We start from the raw sequence: 20,552 nt of genomic DNA, 5'->3' as shown, positions 1-20,552 counted from the left end.
AGGACCCCGCGCCGCCCGTCGCATAGGCGAGTCCCCCCGGCTGACGTGGGGGACAATGTAAAACCGGACACCCCAAACAGTGATCCGCCGCGCCTAGGACCAACCAGTCCGGGAGCGGTCGAAGTGTGTCCAACGATTACGACAAGGAAGACAGAGAATGCACTTTTCGCTTCAAGGCGGTGACCAATGAGCACCGCAGACTCGATCCTAGCCAAGTGGTCGGAAGACGACCGTAAGGCAATCAAAGCAGCGCCGCAGGTATCGCTAGAAGCCGCCGTCGCGCGTCTGAGTGCTGAGAAAGACAGCCTGACCGCCAAGGACCTTGCCTGCATCTATATGGGCGTCTTGAAGACGACCGACGACGACGCAGTCCTAGGCAAGCTGAAAGCCGCAATGAAACAGCTATGCGGCAAGCCGCTGGGGCTGGGGGCGCGCTGGTTTGACGGCTTGGCTAAGGCGGTCGGTCGCCTGCGTCAGCAGGCCAAGCAAAAGCTTTCTGACATTCGGTCTGCGACCGACATTGACGCGGCCCAGCCCTTCGCTGATCTGGTCAAACATACCGTCATCGGAATCCAGTTCGCAAACAAGGACGCCCCGGTCCTGTTCCGAACCGTTGACGGCGTGTCGCGCATCAAGCGTCTTCCGGAAGCTGGTGTCGTCGCAATCGACCGGCTGGACCGCGATACGTTCGCGAGCGAGCTTGAAACCAGCCTGTCCTTTTTCAAGGACGACGGGGAAGGGCGGCGCGTGTCCGAGATTGCCCCGAAAGAGGTTGTCCGCCACCTGCACACCCGCGCGCATGAATTGCCGGTCCCGTATCTGGAAGGCATCACCAGCGCGCCGGTTTTCGGGCGCGGCGGGCTGATCTGCGAACCGGGATACCACGCCAGCGAACACCTGTACTTTGCGCCTGCGCCCGGTTTGGTAGTCCCTGAGGTCCCGCAGAACGTCACAGAAGACGACCTGAAAGAAGCCATCCGCTTGCTGGTGCAAGAGTGGCTAGGCGACTATCCCTTCGACGGGCTGACCCGCGACGAACTGGAAGCCGCAGCCCTTGGCGGCGACAAGGACAACCCGCCGCCCGCGTCCCTGTTGAACTTCATCGGCGCGTGTCTGGAACAGCTTGTCCGCCCGCTGATTGCTGGACCGCTTCCCATGACTCTTATCGACAAGCCCAGCCCACGGACGGGCGCGTCACAACTGGCGATGCAAGCCAAGCTGATTAGCGACGGCAACAAGTCAACGCAGGTTCTTCCAAAGGGGGAAGAGGAACGCGAAAAGCGGTTCTTCGCGGACCTGATGGAAGCCGACCGGGAAGCCATCTTCGACAACGTCACGGGACGCGTTGACAGCCCCGCCCTTGCCAAGCTTCTGACCGACGACAAGTTCAAGGGTCGCCGCCTTGGTCAAAGCGAAATGGTCAGCATGCCGGTTCGGAAGTCTTACCGCATGACCGGGAATAACCCGATGCTGACGAAGGAACTTGCCGAGCGGGTTAGCAAGGTTCGGCTTGACGCCCGCATGGAACGTCCGGGGCTGCGCACGGGCTTCCGGCACCCGGACCTAGACGCGTGGGTCGCGAAGAACCGGGGCAAGCTGATTTGGGCGCTTTTGGTGCTGGTGCGGAACTGGTACCAGAAAGGCAAGCCGCCGCCCGCGTCCCCGGTGGTCTGGGGCGCGTATAGCGAGTACGTCCGAGTCGTCGGCGGGATCATTCATGCCGCCGCGCCGAACTGGACCACGTGGCAGACGAACCGGGACGCGCTGGTCGCGGAGTCGGACGAAGACGACCCAATCAAGCAGCTTCTGGCGACGTGGTGGTCCAGCGGACACCGCATGCTGACATTCAGCGCCAAGAGCGGCGTTTCCCTGTCTGGGCTTATCATGGCGGACGAAATCGAACTGCCAGTCCGCCGCAAGGGCGGGGCGTCCGAATACGAATATCAGGCGGTAGCCATGGGGCGCTTTCTGGCCCAGCAAGCCGACCGGGTCTTCATCATCGGCGAACACCTTGGAACGGACGCGCCGTTCGAAGTCGAGATCGAGCGCGGCAAGCACACCAAGGACGGGACGCAGTGGGTTATCAAGGAGTCCAAGTCGCAACGGGTGGACGGCGACGGCGCGGGCAATGTCGTCAAAGCGAACTTCGGGGGCAACGCGGCGGGGCTGGAAACTGCGAAGTTTGACGAAGCCGGAAAGGTGGTTTCAATCGTCAGCCCAAAGACCGGCGACGTTCTGAGGGGGCAACGCGCGCGGATGCTGCACAGCAAATTGCAGGCAGAACAGGCCCAGCAAGGCACCTGACTGGGTCTCTTACAGGCACGCCAGGATTCTGGTTCAGTGAGACAGTAGGGGCCGCGTTAGCGGCCCTTCTGCGTTTCTGGTGCGGTGGTGGTGAAGATAGCGCGCATCTTCACCCTATCTTCACCTCATCTTCACCCCTATCTTCACGGGGTTAAGTGTCTGAAAAAAATAGTGGAAGTGGTGTCGGGTGAAGATGGTGAAGATAAAAGCGGGTTCCTCGCTCCTGTAGGGAACATATGTCTTTGCGACCGGTTCGAAAATTATAATGGGTTCTACGCGTATAGATTGGAAATCATCTTCACCATCTTCACCTTTTGCCATCTTAGCCATGAAAATAAAGGGTTTCGCGAGGTGAAGATGAGGTGAAGATGAGGTGAAGATGGTGAAGATGGCCGTTTCGATCTTCACCCTCTATCGATTGGGTGCGTAGCTGTTCGGTCAGTCTTCTTCCCAGTCTTCATCGGCGTGATGGGTTAAGCGGAGAATTTCGGCTTGCTGTGCTCTTACTTCCTTGACGATTTGAACGAGACGTCCATTTTCCTCGGCCAAGGCACTAATCGTATCGAGGTCTTCTCCGGGTTCTGTATTCTCGTTTTCTTCATCGGGATCTTCTCGAGGTGCAATGAAGTCCACGTCGCCGCCTTTCTGGTAGAAGTCAAAGTACTTCTGAACCGATTTCTTAAGGGCGTTTTCAACTTCATTTGACACAGCGTTGGAAAGGTAGGTCTTGACCTCATTCATCGTGTCCGTGACAGCCGCATTTTGGACGTCATTTTGCTGCTTCTTCAATTCAGTCTCAATCACATCGTTCAAGCGGCGCTTGTGCCTAAAGTCTTCTATGTCGTTTGCTATGCTAAGGACTTCCCGTGCGACACGTCCCGCGTTCTTTGCAATGATAGCCAAAACGACTGAAACAGAAGCAATTGTTGTTAGAGTGACAATGATCGACCCATTGCTAGCACCTGCCACGCGAACGGCTTGTGGTGTCTCTCCCACGCACATAGCTGCGCCGCGAGCAATGTCATACCAGTCGCTTGTCCACTTCTTAAGGAGCTGCACATCGTCGATAGATGCTTCGTCTTTAAAGCGGACGCGAACAAGTGGGCTTGCCAGCATAACGAGATCGTTTTCAACGTCGTCCAGCCCTAGAGCATTTAGACTTTCTTGTGCTTGCCCAATTTTGCTCAGAGTTTCGTGGAGCTTTTGCGCGGCTTGGCCAATGTCACTTGAGGCAGATGCCGGATCGAAGTCACTTGTGCGGATTGTTTGATTTACGAACGTCAAGCCATTTTGGCCGAGGTAGCTAAGCGCGCCAAGGTCGTCGAGCAGGTCAATTTCTTCGTTGGTCAGCGTGTCAAATCTCATTCGTGCAAGTCTATGAGTGAGGCCGTCAAGCTCCTCTCGCAGCGGCTTTTTTTGCGGCTGCTGTGCGTTGTGGTCTAGTCTATTCTTTAACGCGTTGTAGGCGTTTAGGACATCGGGGAAAACATCTGCACACCACGCTGCGAGGTTGATAACCTGTATTACTTCCAATTTTGCCTCCTGCCATGGATCGAGCGTGTGCTAGCCTTTGCAGTTGTTTAAAGCAGGCTTTGCAGCGCTATGACTATTTGTTTCTCTATTCTTCGTCGGGTGCTGGATCGTTGCCTGCCAGCTTTTGGAGCTTTCCAAGCTTCTCGTCGAAGTAATGTATGCGCCAGTATGGAAAGGCGAATCCCGACGCCGCCACGGACAAGGTTGCCCAAACGCCTGGTTCATCGAGTCTGCAAAGTAGCGGGTCGTCAAAGTTCCCCAATTCCCTTCCAAGAATGAACAGACCTTCACGCGTCTGGATGAACGCACCTACAGTATTTGGCGCTTCCAGCGAACTAAGAGGCTTGCCAAATGGTGATAGCGTCCAATCGGTGCCGTAAGCTAGTACTTCGCCGCCTCTCTCATGCTGGATTAGCCTGAAAACCAAATTCTGGTCCGGCGACTTGAGTACTAAGAACTTAGGTTTGTCGTTCTCATCCCGTATGCATAATCCCGAATGTGACTCAGCCCGAACCCGAACTGAAATAAACTCGCCGTGCTTGCAGTCGGAAAGCGCTTTGATCTCTGTCGCTGGAAATAACTTCATCAACGTGTTGCCTTAACCTTTTGATTTTGCCTTAACCTTTTGATTGAGGGGTATGTTATGATTACATTGAAAGATAGTAAAGTTGGGGGCGGCGCCTTTTGGTCTAGTCACCTAGATTCATGCTTAATTCTAAGAACCGACTGGTGCTACTGCGTTCAGATACTCGTTGCAGCACCCGCCCGTCTCGGAACTCGCAACTGAACTTTCTTGCATACAATTGTATGCATCATGCCTCATTTGGGCAGGTATGCGCCCCGGTTCCTGACCCTCTATCCGTTACCAACCGCGCCGATATAGTGTATAAGCAGCCCTAACGACCAATTGACTATTTATACACTACGGGAACTACCCATGAAAATCGTTGCCTACTATCGAGTATCCACCCAACGGCAGGGGGCAAGCGGCCTAGGCCTTGAAGCCCAGCGGGCAGCGGTTGCCGCTTACGCGGCCCAGCACAAAGCCACCATCCTTGCCGAGTACACCGAGGTTGAATCCGGTCGGAAGAAAGACCGCCCGGAACTGGACACGGCAATCCATCACGCCAGCATCACCGGCGCGCGTCTGGTCATCGCCAAGCTTGACCGTCTATCCCGTAACGCGGCCTTCCTCCTGAACCTACAGGAGTCCAAGGTTGATTTCGTGGCGGCTGATATGCCCGACGCGAACAAGCTGACCGTGGGTATCATGGCCCTTGTCGCCCAGCAGGAAGCGGAAGCTATCTCAGAGCGCACCAAGGCCGCTCTAGCCGCTGCTAAGGCCCGTGGAACGCGTCTAGGTAACCCACAGGGGGCAAAGGCCTTCGGGGGCGTCAACGGAGCTGAGAAGAGCGCAGAGACCCGTAAGGCGATGGCGGACGAACACGCCGCAGCACTGGACGTCACAATCGCCGGACTCCGTGCGATGGGTCACATCAGCCTGAGACAGATCGCAGACCAGCTAAACGCCCGAGGCATCAAGACCCCACGCGGCGGGAAATGGTATGCAACGAGCGTGAAGAACCTCCTTGCCCGGATCGACGCCACAGCCCCCTAACGGGGGCACATCCTAGGATGACTAGGACACCTGACACACCACCCCACAGCCGCACTGCGGGGCGCTGAGGCGCTGAGTCCGGTGTTGATGTGGTTGAGGTGAGGGCCGCGTTAGCGGCCTTCTGTGCCCCTCTAGAACGCGTCCGGGACCCGTCCGGGGATTTGGGTCAGTAGTGCTGGCCTACCCGCAGATGCTACAGGTATGCAGCTACGCAGCCGCCGGGGACCCATCCCACCGCAGCACCCCCGCCCATTCGCTCTAAGTACCCCCGTATTGTGTGAAAAAATCGCACCATGCCTTGCAGTTACGTAATGACTGCACTCGCGCCGGGATCGTGACCGTTCTGCGCCATGGCGTGACAAACGCCTGCAATTGTGTTATGTTATAACATATAAGAAACCTCCCCCGAGATCGAGCAAATGAATCCACACCTCGCAAACCTGCGGGATCGCGCCCGCCAATGTCGCTCACGCGGCGAAATGGCAAAACGCTTCCCTGCCGAATACCGTGAAATCCACCGCCGTGGCCTGACCTTCCTGTTCGACCATATGCCGCGCCTGCGCCGTAAGAAGTTCACCGAGGAAGAGCTACGCCAGATCGCGGCCAAGTACGAAACGCGGACCGAGTTCCAGAACAACGAGTCATCGGCCTACATGGCAGCATGGCGGCGCGGGATCATTGATGAAATTTGCCCGCCGTCGCGCGCCGGGGCACACCTGCACGAGGTTCACCAATGAGCGGTGGCACACAGACCAATGAGCTACGCCTTCTAATCAATGCCAGCGCCGCCGAAACTGGCGCGAAACGGTTCAAGGGCGCGATGGCGTCAATCAAGCGCGCCGTGGAGTCCCTTGATCGCGCGACGGATGGCACGTTTAAGAACCTGAAAAAGGGGATGCAGGTAAGCCCCGGACGCGGTGCCCAGACCGCGCTTGAAGGCACCACCCGCGCCGCCAAGACCACCGAGGCAGCGGCCCAGCGTCTCGCCACCGCCACCACCAACGCCATGACCACAGCCACCGGGCAGGCGTCCAAGCTGCGCGCCCAGTTTGAGGCGATGGGCGACACATCCGGCATTGATCGAGTCAACGCTGCACTGGCGCGCCTGCAAACCCGTGCCGGTAAAGCTGGCAATTCGGCTGAACTTGGGTCCGCTAAAGCCGACTATCGCAGCACCATTTCAGGCCTACAGGCTGAGGCCCGCGCTTCTGAGGCAGCGGCAAAGGCAAGCGCGCTGCATTCCGCCGAACTGTATAACCTGAAATCGAAGTATGACCCGCTGTTCGCGTCTTCGAAGCTGTACGAGCGGCAATTGCACGAAATCAACCAAGCCGAAGCCGCTGGCGTTCTGACTTCCGTTCAGGCCGCTGACGCGCGTGAGCGCGCCGCGATGGCCTTGGAGTCTGGCGTCGTCAGTATGAACAAATACGGCCAGTCCGTCCGCGTGTCTTCGGCACACATGGCGATGGCAACGCAGGGCGTTGTGGCGCAATTCAACGATATCGGAGTCATGCTGGCATCGGGGCAATCTCCGCTGTTGCTGGCCCTGCAACAAGGTACGCAGCTATCGCAGACCTTGAACGGTCTAGGCGGCGGTTCTGGCAGCGTCCTAGCCGCCTTGAAGGGCGGCTTCATTTCGATGCTGAATCCCATCTCGCTGATTACCATCGGGACGATTGCGCTAGGTGCCGCGCTGTTCCAAGCGTTCACCAAAGGGCGGGAAGAGACCAAGAGCTTTTCGGAGTCCCTGTCTGACGCCCGCAGCGCCCTGAACGAACTGCGCAGCGCCTCAGACGCCATGGCAGGCGGCAACCTGCGCCAGATGCGGGAAGAGTACGGCAAGGTAAACGCCGAACTGGACGCCCACCTAGAGCGCCTGCAAAAGGTGGCCCAGATCGAGGCCGCAACCAAGAACGCGGACCTAGCGGCATCCATCCGGGACGCTATTACCAGCGACGGCAACATGTTCACCGGCGACGTTGACGCAATGCGCCGCGCATTCGACACCACGAACGACCGCGCGCGCACGTTCCTCTATCTTCTGGACAACATCCGCAACGCGCGGACGTTCGAAGAACAGGCCGCAGCTATCACGCGACTCCGTAAGGAAGTGGAATCCACCACCGGCGGACTCGACAAGTCCGAGGGCGCGGCCCGTGGGATGCTGGCGCAGCTTATTCGCGCCGAAGATTTTGCGCTAAAGCTACTCGCCGCGATGGATGGCAACACCAACGCCACCGACAACGCCCGCAGCGCCGCAGGAGGCCTTACAGCGTCCATCGGGACTGCCGCAGATGAGGCCGCACGACTCCTCGCCAACCTGTCCAGCGTCCCCGGTGCCCTGTCATTGATGGGGAAGAGTGTGCAAGATCAGATCGTCGGAATTCAGGCGCAGAACCGCGCCCTGAACCTGCAAATTGACCAAGGCCTTTCCGCGATGGCGGCAAACCGCCGGGTGCAGCTTCAAACGATGATCGACACCGCGAAAGAGCGCGGGCAAATCATCACCCCCGACCAGATCGCGGCGGAGTGGAAAGCGATTAACGAACTGGACGCAGCGGCCAAGAAGCAGGAAGAGCTACGCAAGCGCCTGAACGAGGCGAACAAGCCCGCCCGGAAAGGTGGCGGCGGACGCAAAGAGCGTATTTCCGAAATCGAACGCGAGACGGCGAGCTTGCAGGCCCAGAACGTCGCCCTCCGCGCGCTGCAAGAGGGCCTGTTTGAGACCCGTGCCGGGGCCGAGGCTTTTGCAGCCGCGTACATGAAATCTGGCGGCGCTGTGGATCAAGCCACGATGGCGGCGCTACGCAATATCGACGCCATGCAGTCCGCAAACGAGCAGTTGCAAGAGATCGTCAACACCCACAACACCAGCCTGCGCCAGACCGCCGCCGATGGCCTGAAAGATGGCCTGAAACAAGGCTTGTCAGCGGCCCTGCAAGGCGACGTCAAGAACTTCGGCAAGACCCTCGCCGATACCGTCCGCGCGCGCCTTGCCGACGCCATGGCGGACAAGATCGTCTCAGGGCTGGGGATCGACAAGCTATTCGGGATCGGCGGAAACACCGCCGCAGTTGCGATGACAAACGGCATTATCGCCGGGGGCAACATCGCAGCGCAGACCATGGCAACCGCTATCAGCACAGGGCAGGCCACCAGCGCCGCAACTCAATCCGGCGGCGGCATCCTAGGCTTCCTAGGATCATTGTTCGGCTTTGACGAAGGCGTTGCCAACACCAGCAACCCGGCGGCATGGCAGGCAATCCCGGCCTATGCGGAAGGCACCGGCAACACGTCCGGCGGAATGCCCGCTGTGCTGCATCCGAACGAGGCCGTTATTCCGCTGTCCCGGAACCGTAAGGTGCCAGTGGAAATGTCCGGCGGCGCAGGTGGTGGCGTGACCATCAACGGCGGTATCAGCGCCAACGTAACCGTAGAGGGCGGAGACGATAGCCCAGAGAACGCCGCCCGCATCGCCCGCGCAACTGTGGAGGCGATGGAAGGCCTGATTGATACCCGACTCGCTGAGGGCATGGCCTACGGAGGCACCTTGAATCCGCGCGGCGGCTTGTAACAGCCCCCGCCACCTATCGAGCAAGAAAGAACCGAACATGAAACAGCTTCAAATCATCGAACGCGGCGGGCGTACATCGGCACCGCTGGAACTGGAACGCGGCCCGCATGTCGTCATTGCGGAAGGCGTCCGGGATGGCGCAGGCCTTCGCATCGGCTGGCAGCTATTCCCGCTGACCGGGCTAAACGTCATCGAACTGGAAGGGGGTTTCACCACCGCCGAACTAGTGAACGCTGGCCCAGCCACCGACGCGGCAATCTATCTCGCCAAGCTGGCACCAGTCGCGGGGGGCAACTGACATGGCCCGCCTTGGAAATGCGAAGCACGAGCAATTCGCCCGTTTCATCGCTGAGGGGACGCACGCGCGGCAGGAAGATGCTTACGTGGCCTGCGGGTACAAGCCTGCGAATGCCAAGTCTCACGCATCGCACCTGATTAAGCGCCCCGAAGTCCGCGCCCGGATCGAAGAGCTACAGGGAAAAGCCCTCGCGCCGGTCATCGGTGACGGCACCGAGCTTGCGGAAGCGTGCCCGTGGCTCACAGTGACATGGTTTGCGGCGCAGTACGATCTAATCAGACAGAAGGCCATGGCGGCTGGTGACATGAAGACCGCAAGCGCCACGGTGAAGAACGTCCAGTCCCTTATTGACCTTGAGACGCGCCTAGCCACCGAGAAAGCAGCCAAACCTGCCCCCGTGGGGCGCATCGACGTCAACGCCCTTGGCGGCATCTTGGACAAGGTGGCGGCGATGATCGACGTCAGTAAATCACCCGATCAAAGCGGGGCCACATCCCCGGCAATGAAGGCCCACCGGGCCGCAGAAAATCAGAACTAAGGAGACCCAAAATGAAAATTAAACGAGGTGACACCTTCACCTTCTCAGGCAACGTTTCCGCTACCGTGAACGGCGTGCCGCAGTCCGACTTCACCGGCTGGACCGCTACGTCACAACTCCGCCAAAAGAACGGCAACCTAGTCGCGGACTTGTCCGTCACGTGGTTGGACGCATCGGCGGGGCTGGTGAAGGTAGAGCACGCAGGATCAACAGATAACTGGCCGCTGGGCGATATCGACATGGATATCCAATTCACCGCCCCCGGCGGCGAGATTGTAAGCACCGACACAGTCACTTTTGAAGTGGTATCAGACGTGACGCGGGCCGCATGATAACGCTTGAACCAACAACGGCGGTTACCGTCACCCTGACGCGCGACTTTGCCGCCGGGGTGACCCTGTCACCGCCTGACGCGGTCGCCACTGTTCTACAGCGCGACCAGACCGTCACAACGTTCCTCACAGCCGAAAGCAGCGGCGCGCTGACTCTAGCCCCTGCATCAAGCGACATGGCGGTCACGCTGGCACCATTCGGCGCAGCATCAATCGAGTTCCCGGCACCATCGGTTCAACTGTCCTTGGCGCTTGCGCCGGTACTACAGGCCAGCCGACCGCGCGAACAGGACGCAGCCCTAGTTTACGATGAAGAGGGCACGCTGACGCGCGTCAATAACGAAGACGGAAGCTGCCGGACGCTGACCTATGACGAAGGCGGGGCGCTTATTCAGGTCGCGGAATATTCACCGTCGGACGTTCTGACGAAGACCCGGATTCTAACCTATAACGGTGGCCGGTTGGCAGGAACGTCTGTCACTTATCCGTAGCACCTGACCCGCCGATTCCGAGACCTAACAAAGGGAACTGCACATGGGGGCTAAAAAAGACTTGGGGGCTGGCTTGGGGGCTAATCCGCCACCCTGCCTGCAAGTATCTGATTTTTAAAGGAAAATTTGGCAAAGTGGCAGCCCGTAGGGGAATCGAACCCCTCTTTCCAGGTTGAAAACCTGGCGTCCTAACCGATAGACGAACGGGCCACTCTTGGTGAGCGGTTCATTAGGCAATCGCGGACAGCGGCGCAAGTGAAAAAGTACGCGAGGCGTAGAGAAATTCCACAGTTGGCTCTGTCCGCCCTAATTGGCCGGGGCCGCATCGTCGAGACGCAGTTGCACCTGTTGGCGGCCACCCCAGCTGTTGATCTCAAGGCGTCCGGCGAAATGGAACCGCGCCCCGCCATGATCGCTGAGCCGTGGACCCAGCGGGGTGTCAAAGGCTCCGAAGGCAATCGCGTCCAGCTTGCTGCCCATGCCGTCGCTGAGGGAAAGTTTCAGGTGGCTTTCGCCCACCCGTCGTGCGTGGCGGATTTGCAGGTCAGGCAGGGCATAGCGCGGTGCAGGCGCACCCGCACCAAAGGGGCCGGCCTGTTCGATCTGTTCGATCAATAGGGGTGTGGCCGCCCCGGGCATTAGCGCCCCGTCCAGTTTCAGGTCAGCCGGTCCAGCATCCCCGGCCCCCTGACGCGCCAGAAGGTCGGACAGGCGTTCCATCGCTGCCTCCAGCTTGTCCTCTTCCACGGTCAGGCCTGCGGCCATCTTGTGACCACCGCCTTTCAGCAGCAGCCCTTCGGAGGCAAGGCGCTGGATCGCCGCGCCCAGATCTACGCCGGACACCGAACGGCCCGACCCTTTGCCGATCCCGTCCTCAAGCCCGATGACGACGGCCGGACGGTTGGTGGCTTCTTTCAGCCGCGCGGCGACGATCCCGACGACGCCGGGATGCCAGCCTGCGCCAGCGGCCCAGACCAGCGGTTTGTCGGTACCGCGTTCCTCGGCCTGATCCATCGCCGCAGCGCGCACGGCGTTTTCGATGTCGCGCCGATCCGTGTTCAACTGATCAAGGCGCTCGGCAATGGCGTCCGCCTCGGATTTCGATGCGGTGGACAACAGCCGTGCGCCCAGATCGGCCTTGCCGATGCGCCCGCCGGCATTAACGCGCGGGCCGAGCATGAACCCAAGGTGATAGGTGCTCGGCGCGGTATCCATGCGCGACACATCAGCCAAGGCCACCAATCCGGGACGGGCACGGCGCGCCATGATGGTCAGACCCTGGCGCACAAGGGCGCGATTGGCTCCGATCAGGGGGGCGACGTCAGCCACGGTGGCCAGCGCCACCAGATCAAGGAGGGCCATCAGGTCCGGCCCTGTGCCGCCGCCCGCATCGCGCATCTGGCGCCGCACCTCGACCAGCATCAGGAACACCACGCCCGCCGCGCAGAGATAGCCCAAATCGCCGGTTTCATCCTGCCGGTTCGGATTTACAACAGCGAGGGCAGGGGGCAGGGTTTCGCCCCCCAGATGGTGATCCAGAACAATCACATCCGCGCCGCTGGCCGCCGCGATCGGTTCATGCGAAAGAGTTCCGCAATCGACGCAGACGATCAGGTCGTGATCTGCCGCCAGCGCCTGCATGGCCGGAACGTTGGGGCCATAGCCCTCGTCGATCCGGTCGGGCACATAAAGGGTGGCGTCGATCCCGATTTCGCGCAGCCAGACAATCAAAAGAGCGGCCGAACTGCCGCCATCCACGTCATAATCCGCGAAGATGGCGATTTTTTCCCGCTGCCGAACGGCCCCAAGGAACCGGGCCGCGGCCTTTTCCATGTCTTTCAGGAGACGCGGATCGGGAAGAAGGTCGCGCAGTTGCGGCGACAGAAAGGCTGTGGCCTCGCTACTGGGAACGCCGCGCCGGGCCAGAACCTGACAGACGGGTGCGGGCAGGCCGGTTTCCTGCACCATGGCCTGAGCCGCGCGTTCGATCTCGAGCGCCGGACCGATCCAGCGCCGCCCTGTCAGCGATTGTTCAACTCCCAAGAACGCCATGTGGCAGGCTCCATGCAACAAGGCTGGATCCCTCGGGGACCCAGCCTTGGTCAGACTTTACTACATATCAAGGTGAACCGGCGGCCCGGTTCAACCCACATCATTCGACCGGGGTGCGATATTCCATGCGCCGCACCGATCCGGTTTTCGAGCGCATCAGCAACGTTGTGCAGGTGACCCAGCCGGGTTCGCGTTTGATGCCCGGCAAAAGGGTCCCGCCGGTGACACCTGTCGCGGCAAAGATCACGTCCTGCGTGACCATCTCGTCGCGGGTATAGATGCGGTCCAGGTCGGCGATCCCGGCCTTTTCGGCACGTCCCTTTTCATCATCATTGCGGAACAGCAATCGGCCTTCGATTTGGCCGCCCATGCATTTCAGCGCAGCAGCCGCCAGAACACCCTCGGGGGCGCCGCCAGTGCCCATGTACATGTCGATGCCGGTGATCGCGCTTTCGGCGCAGTGCATGACACCGGCCACGTCGCCATCGGTGATCAGGCGGATCGAGGCCCCGGTCGAGCGGACCTCTGCAATCATTTCTTCGTGGCGCGGACGCTCAAGGATGCAAACGGTGATATCCCGCGGGGAGCAGCCTTTTTCCGTTGCCAGCGCCGAAATCCGGGTCGCAACTGGCATGTCCAGCGACACCAGCCCCTGCGGATAGCCCGGCCCGATGGCCAGCTTTTCCATGTAGACATCCGGCGCATGCAGCATCGACCCGCGCGGCCCCATCGCAATTACGGTCAGCGCATTGGGCATGTCCTTGGCGGTCAGCGTGGTGCCTTCCAGCGGGTCCAGCGCGATATCGACGCCCGGGCCTTTGCCGGTGCCGACCTCTTCGCCGATGAAAAGCATCGGAGCTTCGTCGCGTTCGCCTTCGCCGATGACGACAACACCGTTGATGTCCAGCAGGTTCAGTTGTTCGCGCATGGCATTGACGGCGGCCTGATCGGCCGCCTTTTCATCGCCGCGCCCGACAAGCGAGGCCGAGGCCAGCGCGGCCTGTTCCGCGACACGGGCCAGGCCCAGCGACAACATACGGTCATGGAATTCAACGTTGCTGGTCATCCCTCACTCCTTTTGGGGAAATCATTCTCTTTCGAAAGGTTTACACGCTTTCGATGCGCAGTGCGACCGGGCTGGACGCCACCACATCCGTGCGCTCCATCGCGCTCAGGGCTTCGTCCAATGCGGCGCGGGTTGTTTTATGCGTGACGATCAGAACCGGCGCGGTTTGCTCGGAATGTCCGTATTGGCGCATCCGGTCGATGGAAATGCCCGAATTGCCGAGGATCGTCGCGATCTTGGCCAATGCGCCGGGTTTGTCAAAAAGCGATACACGCAGGTAATAGGGGGCCGGTAATCCGGTTTGCGCGCGCGGAACCGACGCAAGTGTTGCTGCCGGCTGGCCGAACGTGGGCAGGCGCAGGCCGCGCGCCAGATCACAGACATCGCCCATCACCGCACTTGCGGTGGGGCCTTCGCCGGCACCGGGTCCGCGCAGAACGATCTGCTCGACCGCGTCACCTTCGATCACGACCATGTTGGTGCCGCCTTCCAACTGGCCCAGGGGCGAGTCGGCGGGCACAAGGCAGGGCTGCATCCGCTGTTCCAATCCGCGTCCGGTCCGCTGGGCCACGCCAAGCAGCTTGATCCGGTAGCCCATGTCGGCGGCCTGGCGAATATCCTCGATCGAAATCCGGTTGATCCCTTCCAGTTCGATCCCGTCGAAATCGGGCTGGGTGCCAAAGGCAATGGCCGAGAGCAGCGCCAGCTTGTGACCGGCATCGATCCCGCCGACGTCCAGCGTTGGATCGGCTTCCAGGTACCCCAGATCGCTGGCCTCCTGAAACACGGTTTCATAGGGCAGGCCGGCGTTTTCCATACGGGTCAGGATGTAATTGCAGGTGCCGTTCATCACCCCCATGACGCGGGTGATCTCGTTTGCCGCCAGTCCCTCGGTCAGCGCCTTGATCACCGGGATGCCACCTGCAACGGCAGCCTCGAAGCGGATCATGCGGCCGTCGGCCTCGGCCTGTTCGGCCAGGGCCTGACCATGGATGGCGAGCATCGCCTTGTTCGCGGTGACGACATCCTTGCCCGATTGCAGCGCGGCGCGCGTCGCTTCCAGAGCCGGGCCATCGGTGCCGCCCATCAGTTCGACAAATACATCCACGTCATCGCGTCGCGCCAGGGCGACCGGGTCCTGTTCCCAGGCGTATTGCGACAGGTTCACGCCCCGGTCCTTGCCAGCATCGCGTGCCGAGACAGCGGTGATCTGGATGTCCCGCCCGGTGCGGGCGCGGAGCAGGGTGGCGTGCTTGCGCACGATGCGCACGACGCCGATGCCAACCGTTCCCAATCCTGCAATTCCCAGGCGCAAAGGTGCTGACATGTGGCGGTCCCTCGATCTTTTGTGGCTCAAGCCGTGCCTTAGCGGGTTCGGCGCAGCGGTGCAACGTGCCAGATGGGCCGGTTACAGCGTAACGCCCTGCTGCATACGGGTTTGAGTTTTTTCATCGACAACCGGCGTTTGCAGGTTCAGGGCCTTGCTTTTCAGCCGTTGCACCCGTGTCGCTAGCGACTCTTCCACCTCCTGCGCCGCGCCGCGCAGGTCCTGGGGCGTGGTGAGGGAGTCATCCAGTGGCACCAATGCCGGATATGGTGCGTCTGTTAGGCCGACTGGAACACGATCGCCAATTTCCGGGACTTGCGTGCAGCCCGCCAGGGCTGCGAACACGATCATTACGCCAGCGGCGGTCCGGCGATATCTAAATAAAGAGGACACAGGCATGGCGTGCGAAACCCATAGTTGGACCGGGCCAGTGTTGCCCGTCACGCGGGCGGGCGCAAGCGGGGCTTTTATATGAACGCATGTTCAGATAGCCTGCGTCAATGGCACGCACGACAGGATCGCATTCCGACATCACCGGCCCGCGCATTCGCGCGGCTGCGTTGAAATTGTTCGCGCGCCATGGGTTTGCCGCCGTCTCGATGCGCCAGATCGCCCGCGACGTCGGGGTTCAGGCGGGCGCGCTCTATAATTACACCCCGGACAAGCAGAGCCTTTTGTTCAATCTGATGCAGGTGCATATGAACGAACTGATGGAGGCGCGCGAGGCCCGCGAAGTGCCAGAGGGCGCTTTGGACCAGCTTCAGGATTTTGTCCGGTTCCACATCGGTTTCCACCTCGAACGCTCGGACGAGGTGTTCATCGCCTATATGGAACTTCGCAATCTGACGCCCGAAAATTTCGCTGAAATCGAAGCGATGCGCCGCAAATACGAAGACGCGCTTGAGTCGATTCTGCGCAACGGTGTGCGCGATGGGGTGTTTGATGTTCCTGATCCCAAGATCGCAACACTGGCGGTGATCGCCATGTTGAACGGGGTCAACACCTGGTATCGCGCGGGCGGTCGCCTGTCGCTGGACGAGGTTGAAACGATCTATTGGGACATGGTGCGCAAAGCGGTCAGCGCCGCCTGAACGCGATGATCAATGTGCGGGTTTGATGAACGTGCCGTTGCGCAGTTCGCTCATCGCCTGCATCAGCTCTTCGCGGGTGTTCATCACGATTGGTCCATGCCAGGCGACAGGTTCTTCGATCGGTGCCCCTGATATGAGCAGGAACCGCACACCTTCGGGTCCCGCCTGAACCGTAATTTCATCCCCTGTGCCGAACCGCACCAATGTCCTGTCACCGGACAGATCGCGGATGTTTACCTCGGCGCCGCCGACCTCTTTCTCAAGCAACACGCCGGACGGGGCCGAGGCATCGGCAAAGGCCGCTGTCCCGTCGAACACATAAGCAAAGGCGCGACGGTAGGTATCTATCTTGAATGTCTTTTTCACCCCGGCGGGCACATACACGTCGAGATATTGTGGATCGGCGGCAATCCCGTCGACCGGGCCTGTCTTGCCCCAGAAACTGCCGACAATCACTTTGACCCGTGTGCCGTCGTCATCAACGACTTCGGGAATGTCCCTGGCCTGAACGTCCTGATACCGGGGCGCGGTCATCTTTTGCGCTGCGGGCAGATTGCCCCACAATTGAAACCCGTGCATTTGACCTTGGGCGTTTCCTTGCGGCATTTCCTGATGCATGATGCCCGACCCGGCAGTCATCCATTGCACGTCCCCGGCCCCCAGGCTGCCTGTGTTACCCAGGGAATCCCCGTGTTCCACGGTTCCGGCCAGAACATATGTGATGGTTTCGATCCCGCGATGCGGATGCCAGGGAAAGCCCTTGATGAAATCCTCGGGCCGTTCATTGCGAAAATCGTCGAACAATAGGAATGGGTCCAACTCGCTTGGGTCCTGGAAACCGAACGCGCGATGCAACTTGACGCCTGCCCCTTCGAGGGTGGGGGTGGCCTTGCGGGTTTCAAGGGTGGGCCTGATCGACATTTGATATGCTCCGATAAAACGTGTTGGAGTGCTATTTAGTCGGTTTCCGGGGCAAATCTAGAAGCGCAGGTACACGCCCGATGTGCGCGCGTGCACAAAAATTCCATGCGCCCCGTCGCCCGCGCAAACGGGGCGAACATTCGCGGAAATCGTTGGGGTTCCGGTGGCGTTTGTTCAGCGGCCGGATTCGGGCGCAACGTAAAACCATGCACCTTCGACACTCACCTTTTCCGGTTCACCACAGTGGAACCGATAATAGGTGATTTCGGGTTTGTGCGTTTTCATGATGTTGGGTTGGCCATCCAGTTGCGCCGCCGTCTGGGCACAGGACTTGCCGGTCATTTTCGGCATCCACACATCCTGTCCGGGCGACACCAGCATGTCCTTGACCGGGTGAACGCCATCAAGGGCCTTGGCGCGGATCAAGATGGGGAACGCTTCGGAATGGCGCGACATGAAATCGGCATCCAGCCGGATTTCATCGATCCACTTCACCTCGCGAAAGGCGCCCGAGATCGTTTTGACCTTGTCACGACGGCGCAGTGCCTCAATCGGTAGATCGCCGAAAATGGTTGTGACCCGGCATTTTCCGCCAAACCCCGGCAGGGTCCAGTCCACGTCGCACTTATAGGCCGGCGCGATGCCGGTTGACAGGGCTCGGGCGTTCTCGTCAACCGCCGGGTCGTGGGTTTGCGCAAGGACCGAGGCCAGCAAATCCTTGTCGGATTCGCTGCGAACATCCTGCCATGCACTGTCTGCGCGGCTCTCATCGATAAGTTCACCGGCGTACTCTTCCATGAACTCCTCCGAAAACGCCAAAGGCAGCCGGTCTTCCTGAGGCCGTCCGAATGCGGTTTTGAAGAGTTTCATTTCGTTCCAGTGTCTCATGAATACAACGTAAAAGGATTGACGCTGAATCGCTATAATTTAGACAAAAACCGGTACAGATCGGCGCTTTTCCGCGTCACTACGGAAACAATTTCAGATTTGCAGGCTTTGATACGCGGATTCAGGAAACAAAGCCGAGTCGGAGGCGTTCCATCCGACATTTTTTTGCCGTGTTCTTCCGGCCGGCGCGGGATCTTGTGAGGGCGCAAGATGATTAGATAAGCTAATTTTAGACACATAAAATCAGTTTTTTTGTCTTTCATGCCGATTGTAGATTTTCAACGGTCGATGTCGCAAACGAAGGCGACCGCGCGGTTTCAGGCGGCGAAGTCTGAAGGCGGACTAGCAGGGAGGAAAAGATGCGGGTTGGATTTATCGGATTGGGGAATGTGGGCGGCAAACTGTCGGGCAGTCTGCTGCGCAACGGGGTGGCCCTGTCTGTCTATGACCTCGACCAGACGCTGGTTCAGGTGGCTGTCGAAAACGGTGCACAGGATGGCCATAGCCCGGCCGAGATGATGCAGATCTGTGATGCGGTCATTACCTGTTTGCCCAGTCCCGCCGCATCAGACGCTGTGGTGCAGGAAATGCTGCCCCATGTTGGCCCGGGCAAGATATGGATGGAAATGTCCACAACGGACGAGGCCGAAGTGAAACGTTTGGGCAGCGAGGTCATTGCGCGCGGCGGGGCGGCGGTGGATTGCCCGGTTTCGGGGGGCTGTCATCGCGCCGATACCGGCAATATCAGCATCTTTGCAGGCTGTGATCGTGCCACGTTCGAGCGGATATTGCCGCTGCTTACGATCATGGGGCGCCGGGTGTTGCACACGGGCGATCTGGGAAGTGCCAGCATTTTGAAAGTCATCACCAACTACCTTGCCACCGCCAATTTGGTCAGCTGCGCCGAGGCGCTGACCGTGGCGAGTGGCGCGGGGATGGATTTGGCCACGGCCTATGAGGCGATCCGCATTTCGTCCGGCACCAGTTTCGTCCATGAAACCGAAAGCCAGGTTATCCTGAATGGAAGTCGGGATATCTCGTTCACGATGGACCTGGTGGCCAAGGATATCGGCCTGTTTCAAAGCGTCGCCGACCGTGCAGGCGTTGCACTGGACCTGAACCCACTGTTGATCGAGATTTTCCAGGACGGCATCGCGCGATACGGGCCGCGCGAATTGTCCCCGAACATTATCAGACGCCTGGAAGACGCGACCGGATTGGACATTCGCGCGCCGGGGTTCCCGTCAGAAATGGTCGATGACGAACCCGAAGAACCCGGCGCCGAGGTGATCGTGGCGCGCGCGCGACCAGATTAGGCTGTTCGCACTGGTCGATTCACGCTAAGTGCGGCGTCGCGCAATGCAGGGAAAGACCAATGGACAAAGAAATCTTGGCCACGATCGAGCCGTCGATCGCACGGCGGTGGGTCGGGATCGTGATGCTGGCGGCCCTTGGCGGGCTTTCCATTTACGTCGCGTTGGCGTCTTCGCCGGCATTGTCCTGGCAGATGTTCCTTCTCGTCGTCGGTACGACGACGATATTTCTGGCCAGCCGCTTGTGGCGGGCCACGGAAACGGCGCTGGAGCTGACGGAAACGGAACTGCGCGAAAGGGGCGGGCAGATCATCGTCAAAATCGACGATATCGAGTCTCTGGATCGCGGGGTCTTTGCGTTCAAACCTTCAAATGGTTTTCTGATCAAAGCGAAAACCAACGGCCCCCGCGGATGGCGACCGGGTTTGTGGTGGCGGATCGGTCGGCGGATCGGGATCGGCGGCGTGGTGTCCCCGGCCCAGACCAAAATGGTGTCCGAAATCATCTCGGCCATGCTGATGCAGCGCCAACAGGATGTGTCGGACTGACTAAATGAAAAGGCCCGCCTTGGGAGCGGGCCGTTTTCACGTTTCCAGAGGTAGAAACATTATGCTTCGGGTTCATCCTCGATCCCGGCGCCTGCGCTGTCTGGCGGCTCTTCCCAGGCTACCTGCGACACGAAACGCGGGCGGGTGAAGACGAAATTGTCCAGGTTGATATCGTCCAGACCAACATTGAAAAGCGGCACGAACACGTTGCGCGTTTCAACCAGGATGACGCGCTCGCCATCGGGCATGACCGGCAGGCGAGAGGCCATATCCCCGATGTTTGTATCGGTCAGCTCGGTCGGGAACCCGCGGTTGGCCGACCAATCCAGATAGTACCGGTCGTCGTTGTCGCTCCAACGGACAACGGAAATCCGCATATCAACGTCCGACGGGGTCCGGGTCATCAGGTTGACCAGTTCCAGCATGCTGTCGATATAGGCGTCGTTGACGCCTTCGGTTTCCCGCGAGAGAAGGTCACTGATCGTATAGGCGGCCTTGGTGTTGATCGCACTCTGGCGGTAGCCGTCGAAGAACACGTAGGATGCCATGAACGCCCAGAACAGGACCGGCATGGCCAGCGCGAATTCAACAGTCACGACACCGGATGTATCGCGGTAAAACGATTGCAGCCGGGATTTGATATAATTCATCAGCATGG

Annotated in this window: 20 protein-coding genes and 1 tRNA gene; 11 read left to right on the top strand and 10 right to left on the bottom strand. The window is 59.8% G+C overall.

What is annotated here, in order from left to right; genetic code table 11:
• The first annotated feature begins 186 nt into the window (after positions 1-186).
• Positions 187-2,304: a hypothetical protein gene (locus ACXYMO_RS04750; RefSeq protein WP_458877505.1), complete on the top strand. Its 2,118-nt coding sequence runs from the start codon at positions 187-189 to the stop codon at positions 2,302-2,304.
• A gap of 438 nt (positions 2,305-2,742) precedes the next feature.
• Here the strand turns inward: ACXYMO_RS04750 and ACXYMO_RS04745 are convergent, their stop codons facing one another.
• Together ACXYMO_RS04745 and ACXYMO_RS04740 are read right to left on the bottom strand one after the other, a co-directional pair.
• On the bottom strand, positions 2,743-3,837 hold the full coding sequence (locus tag ACXYMO_RS04745; RefSeq protein ID WP_458877504.1) for a hypothetical protein: 1,095 nt from the start codon (positions 3,835-3,837) through the stop codon (positions 2,743-2,745).
• Positions 3,838-3,922: 85 nt separating this feature from the next.
• Positions 3,923-4,423 (bottom strand): hypothetical protein, encoded by a 501-nt coding sequence (locus ACXYMO_RS04740; protein WP_458877503.1) that lies wholly within the window; start codon positions 4,421-4,423, stop codon positions 3,923-3,925.
• A 351-nt stretch (positions 4,424-4,774) separates the two neighbouring features.
• Between ACXYMO_RS04740 and ACXYMO_RS04735 the strand changes: the two genes are divergently transcribed.
• The 7 genes from ACXYMO_RS04735 (at position 4,775) to ACXYMO_RS04705 (ending at position 10,688) form a co-directional block, all read left to right on the top strand.
• Entirely contained in the window at positions 4,775-5,455 is a 681-nt protein-coding gene (locus tag ACXYMO_RS04735; RefSeq protein WP_458877502.1) for a recombinase family protein, read from the top strand.
• 479 nt (positions 5,456-5,934) lie between these two features.
• Complete coding sequence (locus ACXYMO_RS04730) at positions 5,935-6,192, top strand: hypothetical protein (RefSeq protein ID WP_458877501.1); 258 nt, start codon at positions 5,935-5,937, stop codon at positions 6,190-6,192.
• On the top strand, positions 6,189-9,029 hold the full coding sequence (locus ACXYMO_RS04725) for a phage tail length tape measure family protein (RefSeq protein WP_458877500.1): 2,841 nt from the start codon (positions 6,189-6,191) through the stop codon (positions 9,027-9,029). Before ACXYMO_RS04730 ends, ACXYMO_RS04725 begins: the two co-directional genes overlap by 4 nt.
• A gap of 37 nt (positions 9,030-9,066) precedes the next feature.
• The gene (locus ACXYMO_RS04720; protein WP_458877499.1) at positions 9,067-9,327 is read left to right on the top strand and encodes a hypothetical protein; all 261 of its coding nucleotides are present in this window, start codon (positions 9,067-9,069) and stop codon (positions 9,325-9,327) included.
• A gap of 1 nt (position 9,328) precedes the next feature.
• On the top strand, positions 9,329-9,865 hold the full coding sequence (locus ACXYMO_RS04715; protein ID WP_458877498.1) for a terminase small subunit: 537 nt from the start codon (positions 9,329-9,331) through the stop codon (positions 9,863-9,865).
• Positions 9,866-9,876: 11 nt separating this feature from the next.
• On the top strand, positions 9,877-10,197 hold the full coding sequence (locus ACXYMO_RS04710) for a hypothetical protein (RefSeq protein WP_458877497.1): 321 nt from the start codon (positions 9,877-9,879) through the stop codon (positions 10,195-10,197).
• On the top strand, positions 10,194-10,688 hold the full coding sequence (locus tag ACXYMO_RS04705; RefSeq protein ID WP_458877496.1) for a hypothetical protein: 495 nt from the start codon (positions 10,194-10,196) through the stop codon (positions 10,686-10,688). The genes ACXYMO_RS04710 and ACXYMO_RS04705 overlap by 4 nt, the downstream gene beginning before the upstream one ends.
• Positions 10,689-10,823: 135 nt before the next feature.
• On the opposite strand, the gene ACXYMO_RS04700 is transcribed toward ACXYMO_RS04705, so the two are convergent.
• The 5 genes from ACXYMO_RS04700 to ACXYMO_RS04680 form a co-directional block, all read right to left on the bottom strand.
• Positions 10,824-10,898 (bottom strand) — tRNA-Glu (locus ACXYMO_RS04700).
• Between the two features lie 96 nt (positions 10,899-10,994).
• Positions 10,995-12,740 carry a single-stranded-DNA-specific exonuclease RecJ gene (gene recJ, locus ACXYMO_RS04695; RefSeq protein WP_458877495.1) on the bottom strand — a complete coding sequence of 582 codons (1,746 nt, stop codon included), beginning with the start codon at positions 12,738-12,740 and terminating at the stop codon, positions 10,995-10,997.
• A 100-nt stretch (positions 12,741-12,840) separates the two neighbouring features.
• Positions 12,841-13,806 carry a class II fructose-bisphosphatase gene (gene glpX / locus ACXYMO_RS04690; protein ID WP_458877494.1) on the bottom strand — a complete coding sequence of 322 codons (966 nt, stop codon included), beginning with the start codon at positions 13,804-13,806 and terminating at the stop codon, positions 12,841-12,843.
• Between the two features lie 40 nt (positions 13,807-13,846).
• Positions 13,847-15,133, bottom strand: coding sequence for a homoserine dehydrogenase (locus ACXYMO_RS04685; protein ID WP_458877493.1), 1,287 nt, complete (start codon positions 15,131-15,133; stop codon positions 13,847-13,849).
• Between the two features lie 81 nt (positions 15,134-15,214).
• Complete coding sequence (locus ACXYMO_RS04680; protein WP_458877492.1) at positions 15,215-15,484, bottom strand: hypothetical protein; 270 nt, start codon at positions 15,482-15,484, stop codon at positions 15,215-15,217.
• Between the two features lie 149 nt (positions 15,485-15,633).
• On the opposite strand from ACXYMO_RS04680, the gene ACXYMO_RS04675 reads away from it, so the two are divergent.
• A complete protein-coding gene (locus ACXYMO_RS04675; RefSeq protein ID WP_458877491.1) occupies positions 15,634-16,224 on the top strand; it encodes a TetR/AcrR family transcriptional regulator in 591 nt (196 codons plus the stop codon).
• Positions 16,225-16,233: 9 nt separating this feature from the next.
• Here ACXYMO_RS04675 and ACXYMO_RS04670 read toward each other — a convergent pair whose 3' ends face one another.
• The gene (locus tag ACXYMO_RS04670) at positions 16,234-17,145 is read right to left on the bottom strand and encodes a pirin family protein (RefSeq protein WP_458877490.1); all 912 of its coding nucleotides are present in this window, start codon (positions 17,143-17,145) and stop codon (positions 16,234-16,236) included.
• A gap of 174 nt (positions 17,146-17,319) precedes the next feature.
• Complete coding sequence (locus ACXYMO_RS04665; RefSeq protein ID WP_458877489.1) at positions 17,320-18,015, bottom strand: Hint domain-containing protein; 696 nt, start codon at positions 18,013-18,015, stop codon at positions 17,320-17,322.
• Positions 18,016-18,392: 377 nt separating this feature from the next.
• Between ACXYMO_RS04665 and ACXYMO_RS04660 the strand changes: the two genes are divergently transcribed.
• Together ACXYMO_RS04660 and ACXYMO_RS04655 are read left to right on the top strand one after the other, a co-directional pair.
• Entirely contained in the window at positions 18,393-19,349 is a 957-nt protein-coding gene (locus tag ACXYMO_RS04660; RefSeq protein WP_458877488.1) for an NAD(P)-dependent oxidoreductase, read from the top strand.
• A gap of 59 nt (positions 19,350-19,408) precedes the next feature.
• A complete protein-coding gene (locus ACXYMO_RS04655; protein WP_458877487.1) occupies positions 19,409-19,894 on the top strand; it encodes a hypothetical protein in 486 nt (161 codons plus the stop codon).
• A gap of 59 nt (positions 19,895-19,953) precedes the next feature.
• On the opposite strand, the gene ACXYMO_RS04650 is transcribed toward ACXYMO_RS04655, so the two are convergent.
• Entirely contained in the window at positions 19,954-20,550 is a 597-nt protein-coding gene (locus tag ACXYMO_RS04650; RefSeq protein WP_458877486.1) for a TadE/TadG family type IV pilus assembly protein, read from the bottom strand.
• Positions 20,551-20,552: the final 2 nt, after the last annotated feature.

It is taken from the genome of Arenibacterium sp. CAU 1754, assembly GCF_054482635.1.
The sequence above is the reverse complement of the archived record's forward strand: the minus strand, read 5'-3'. Positions and strand labels throughout refer to the sequence as shown.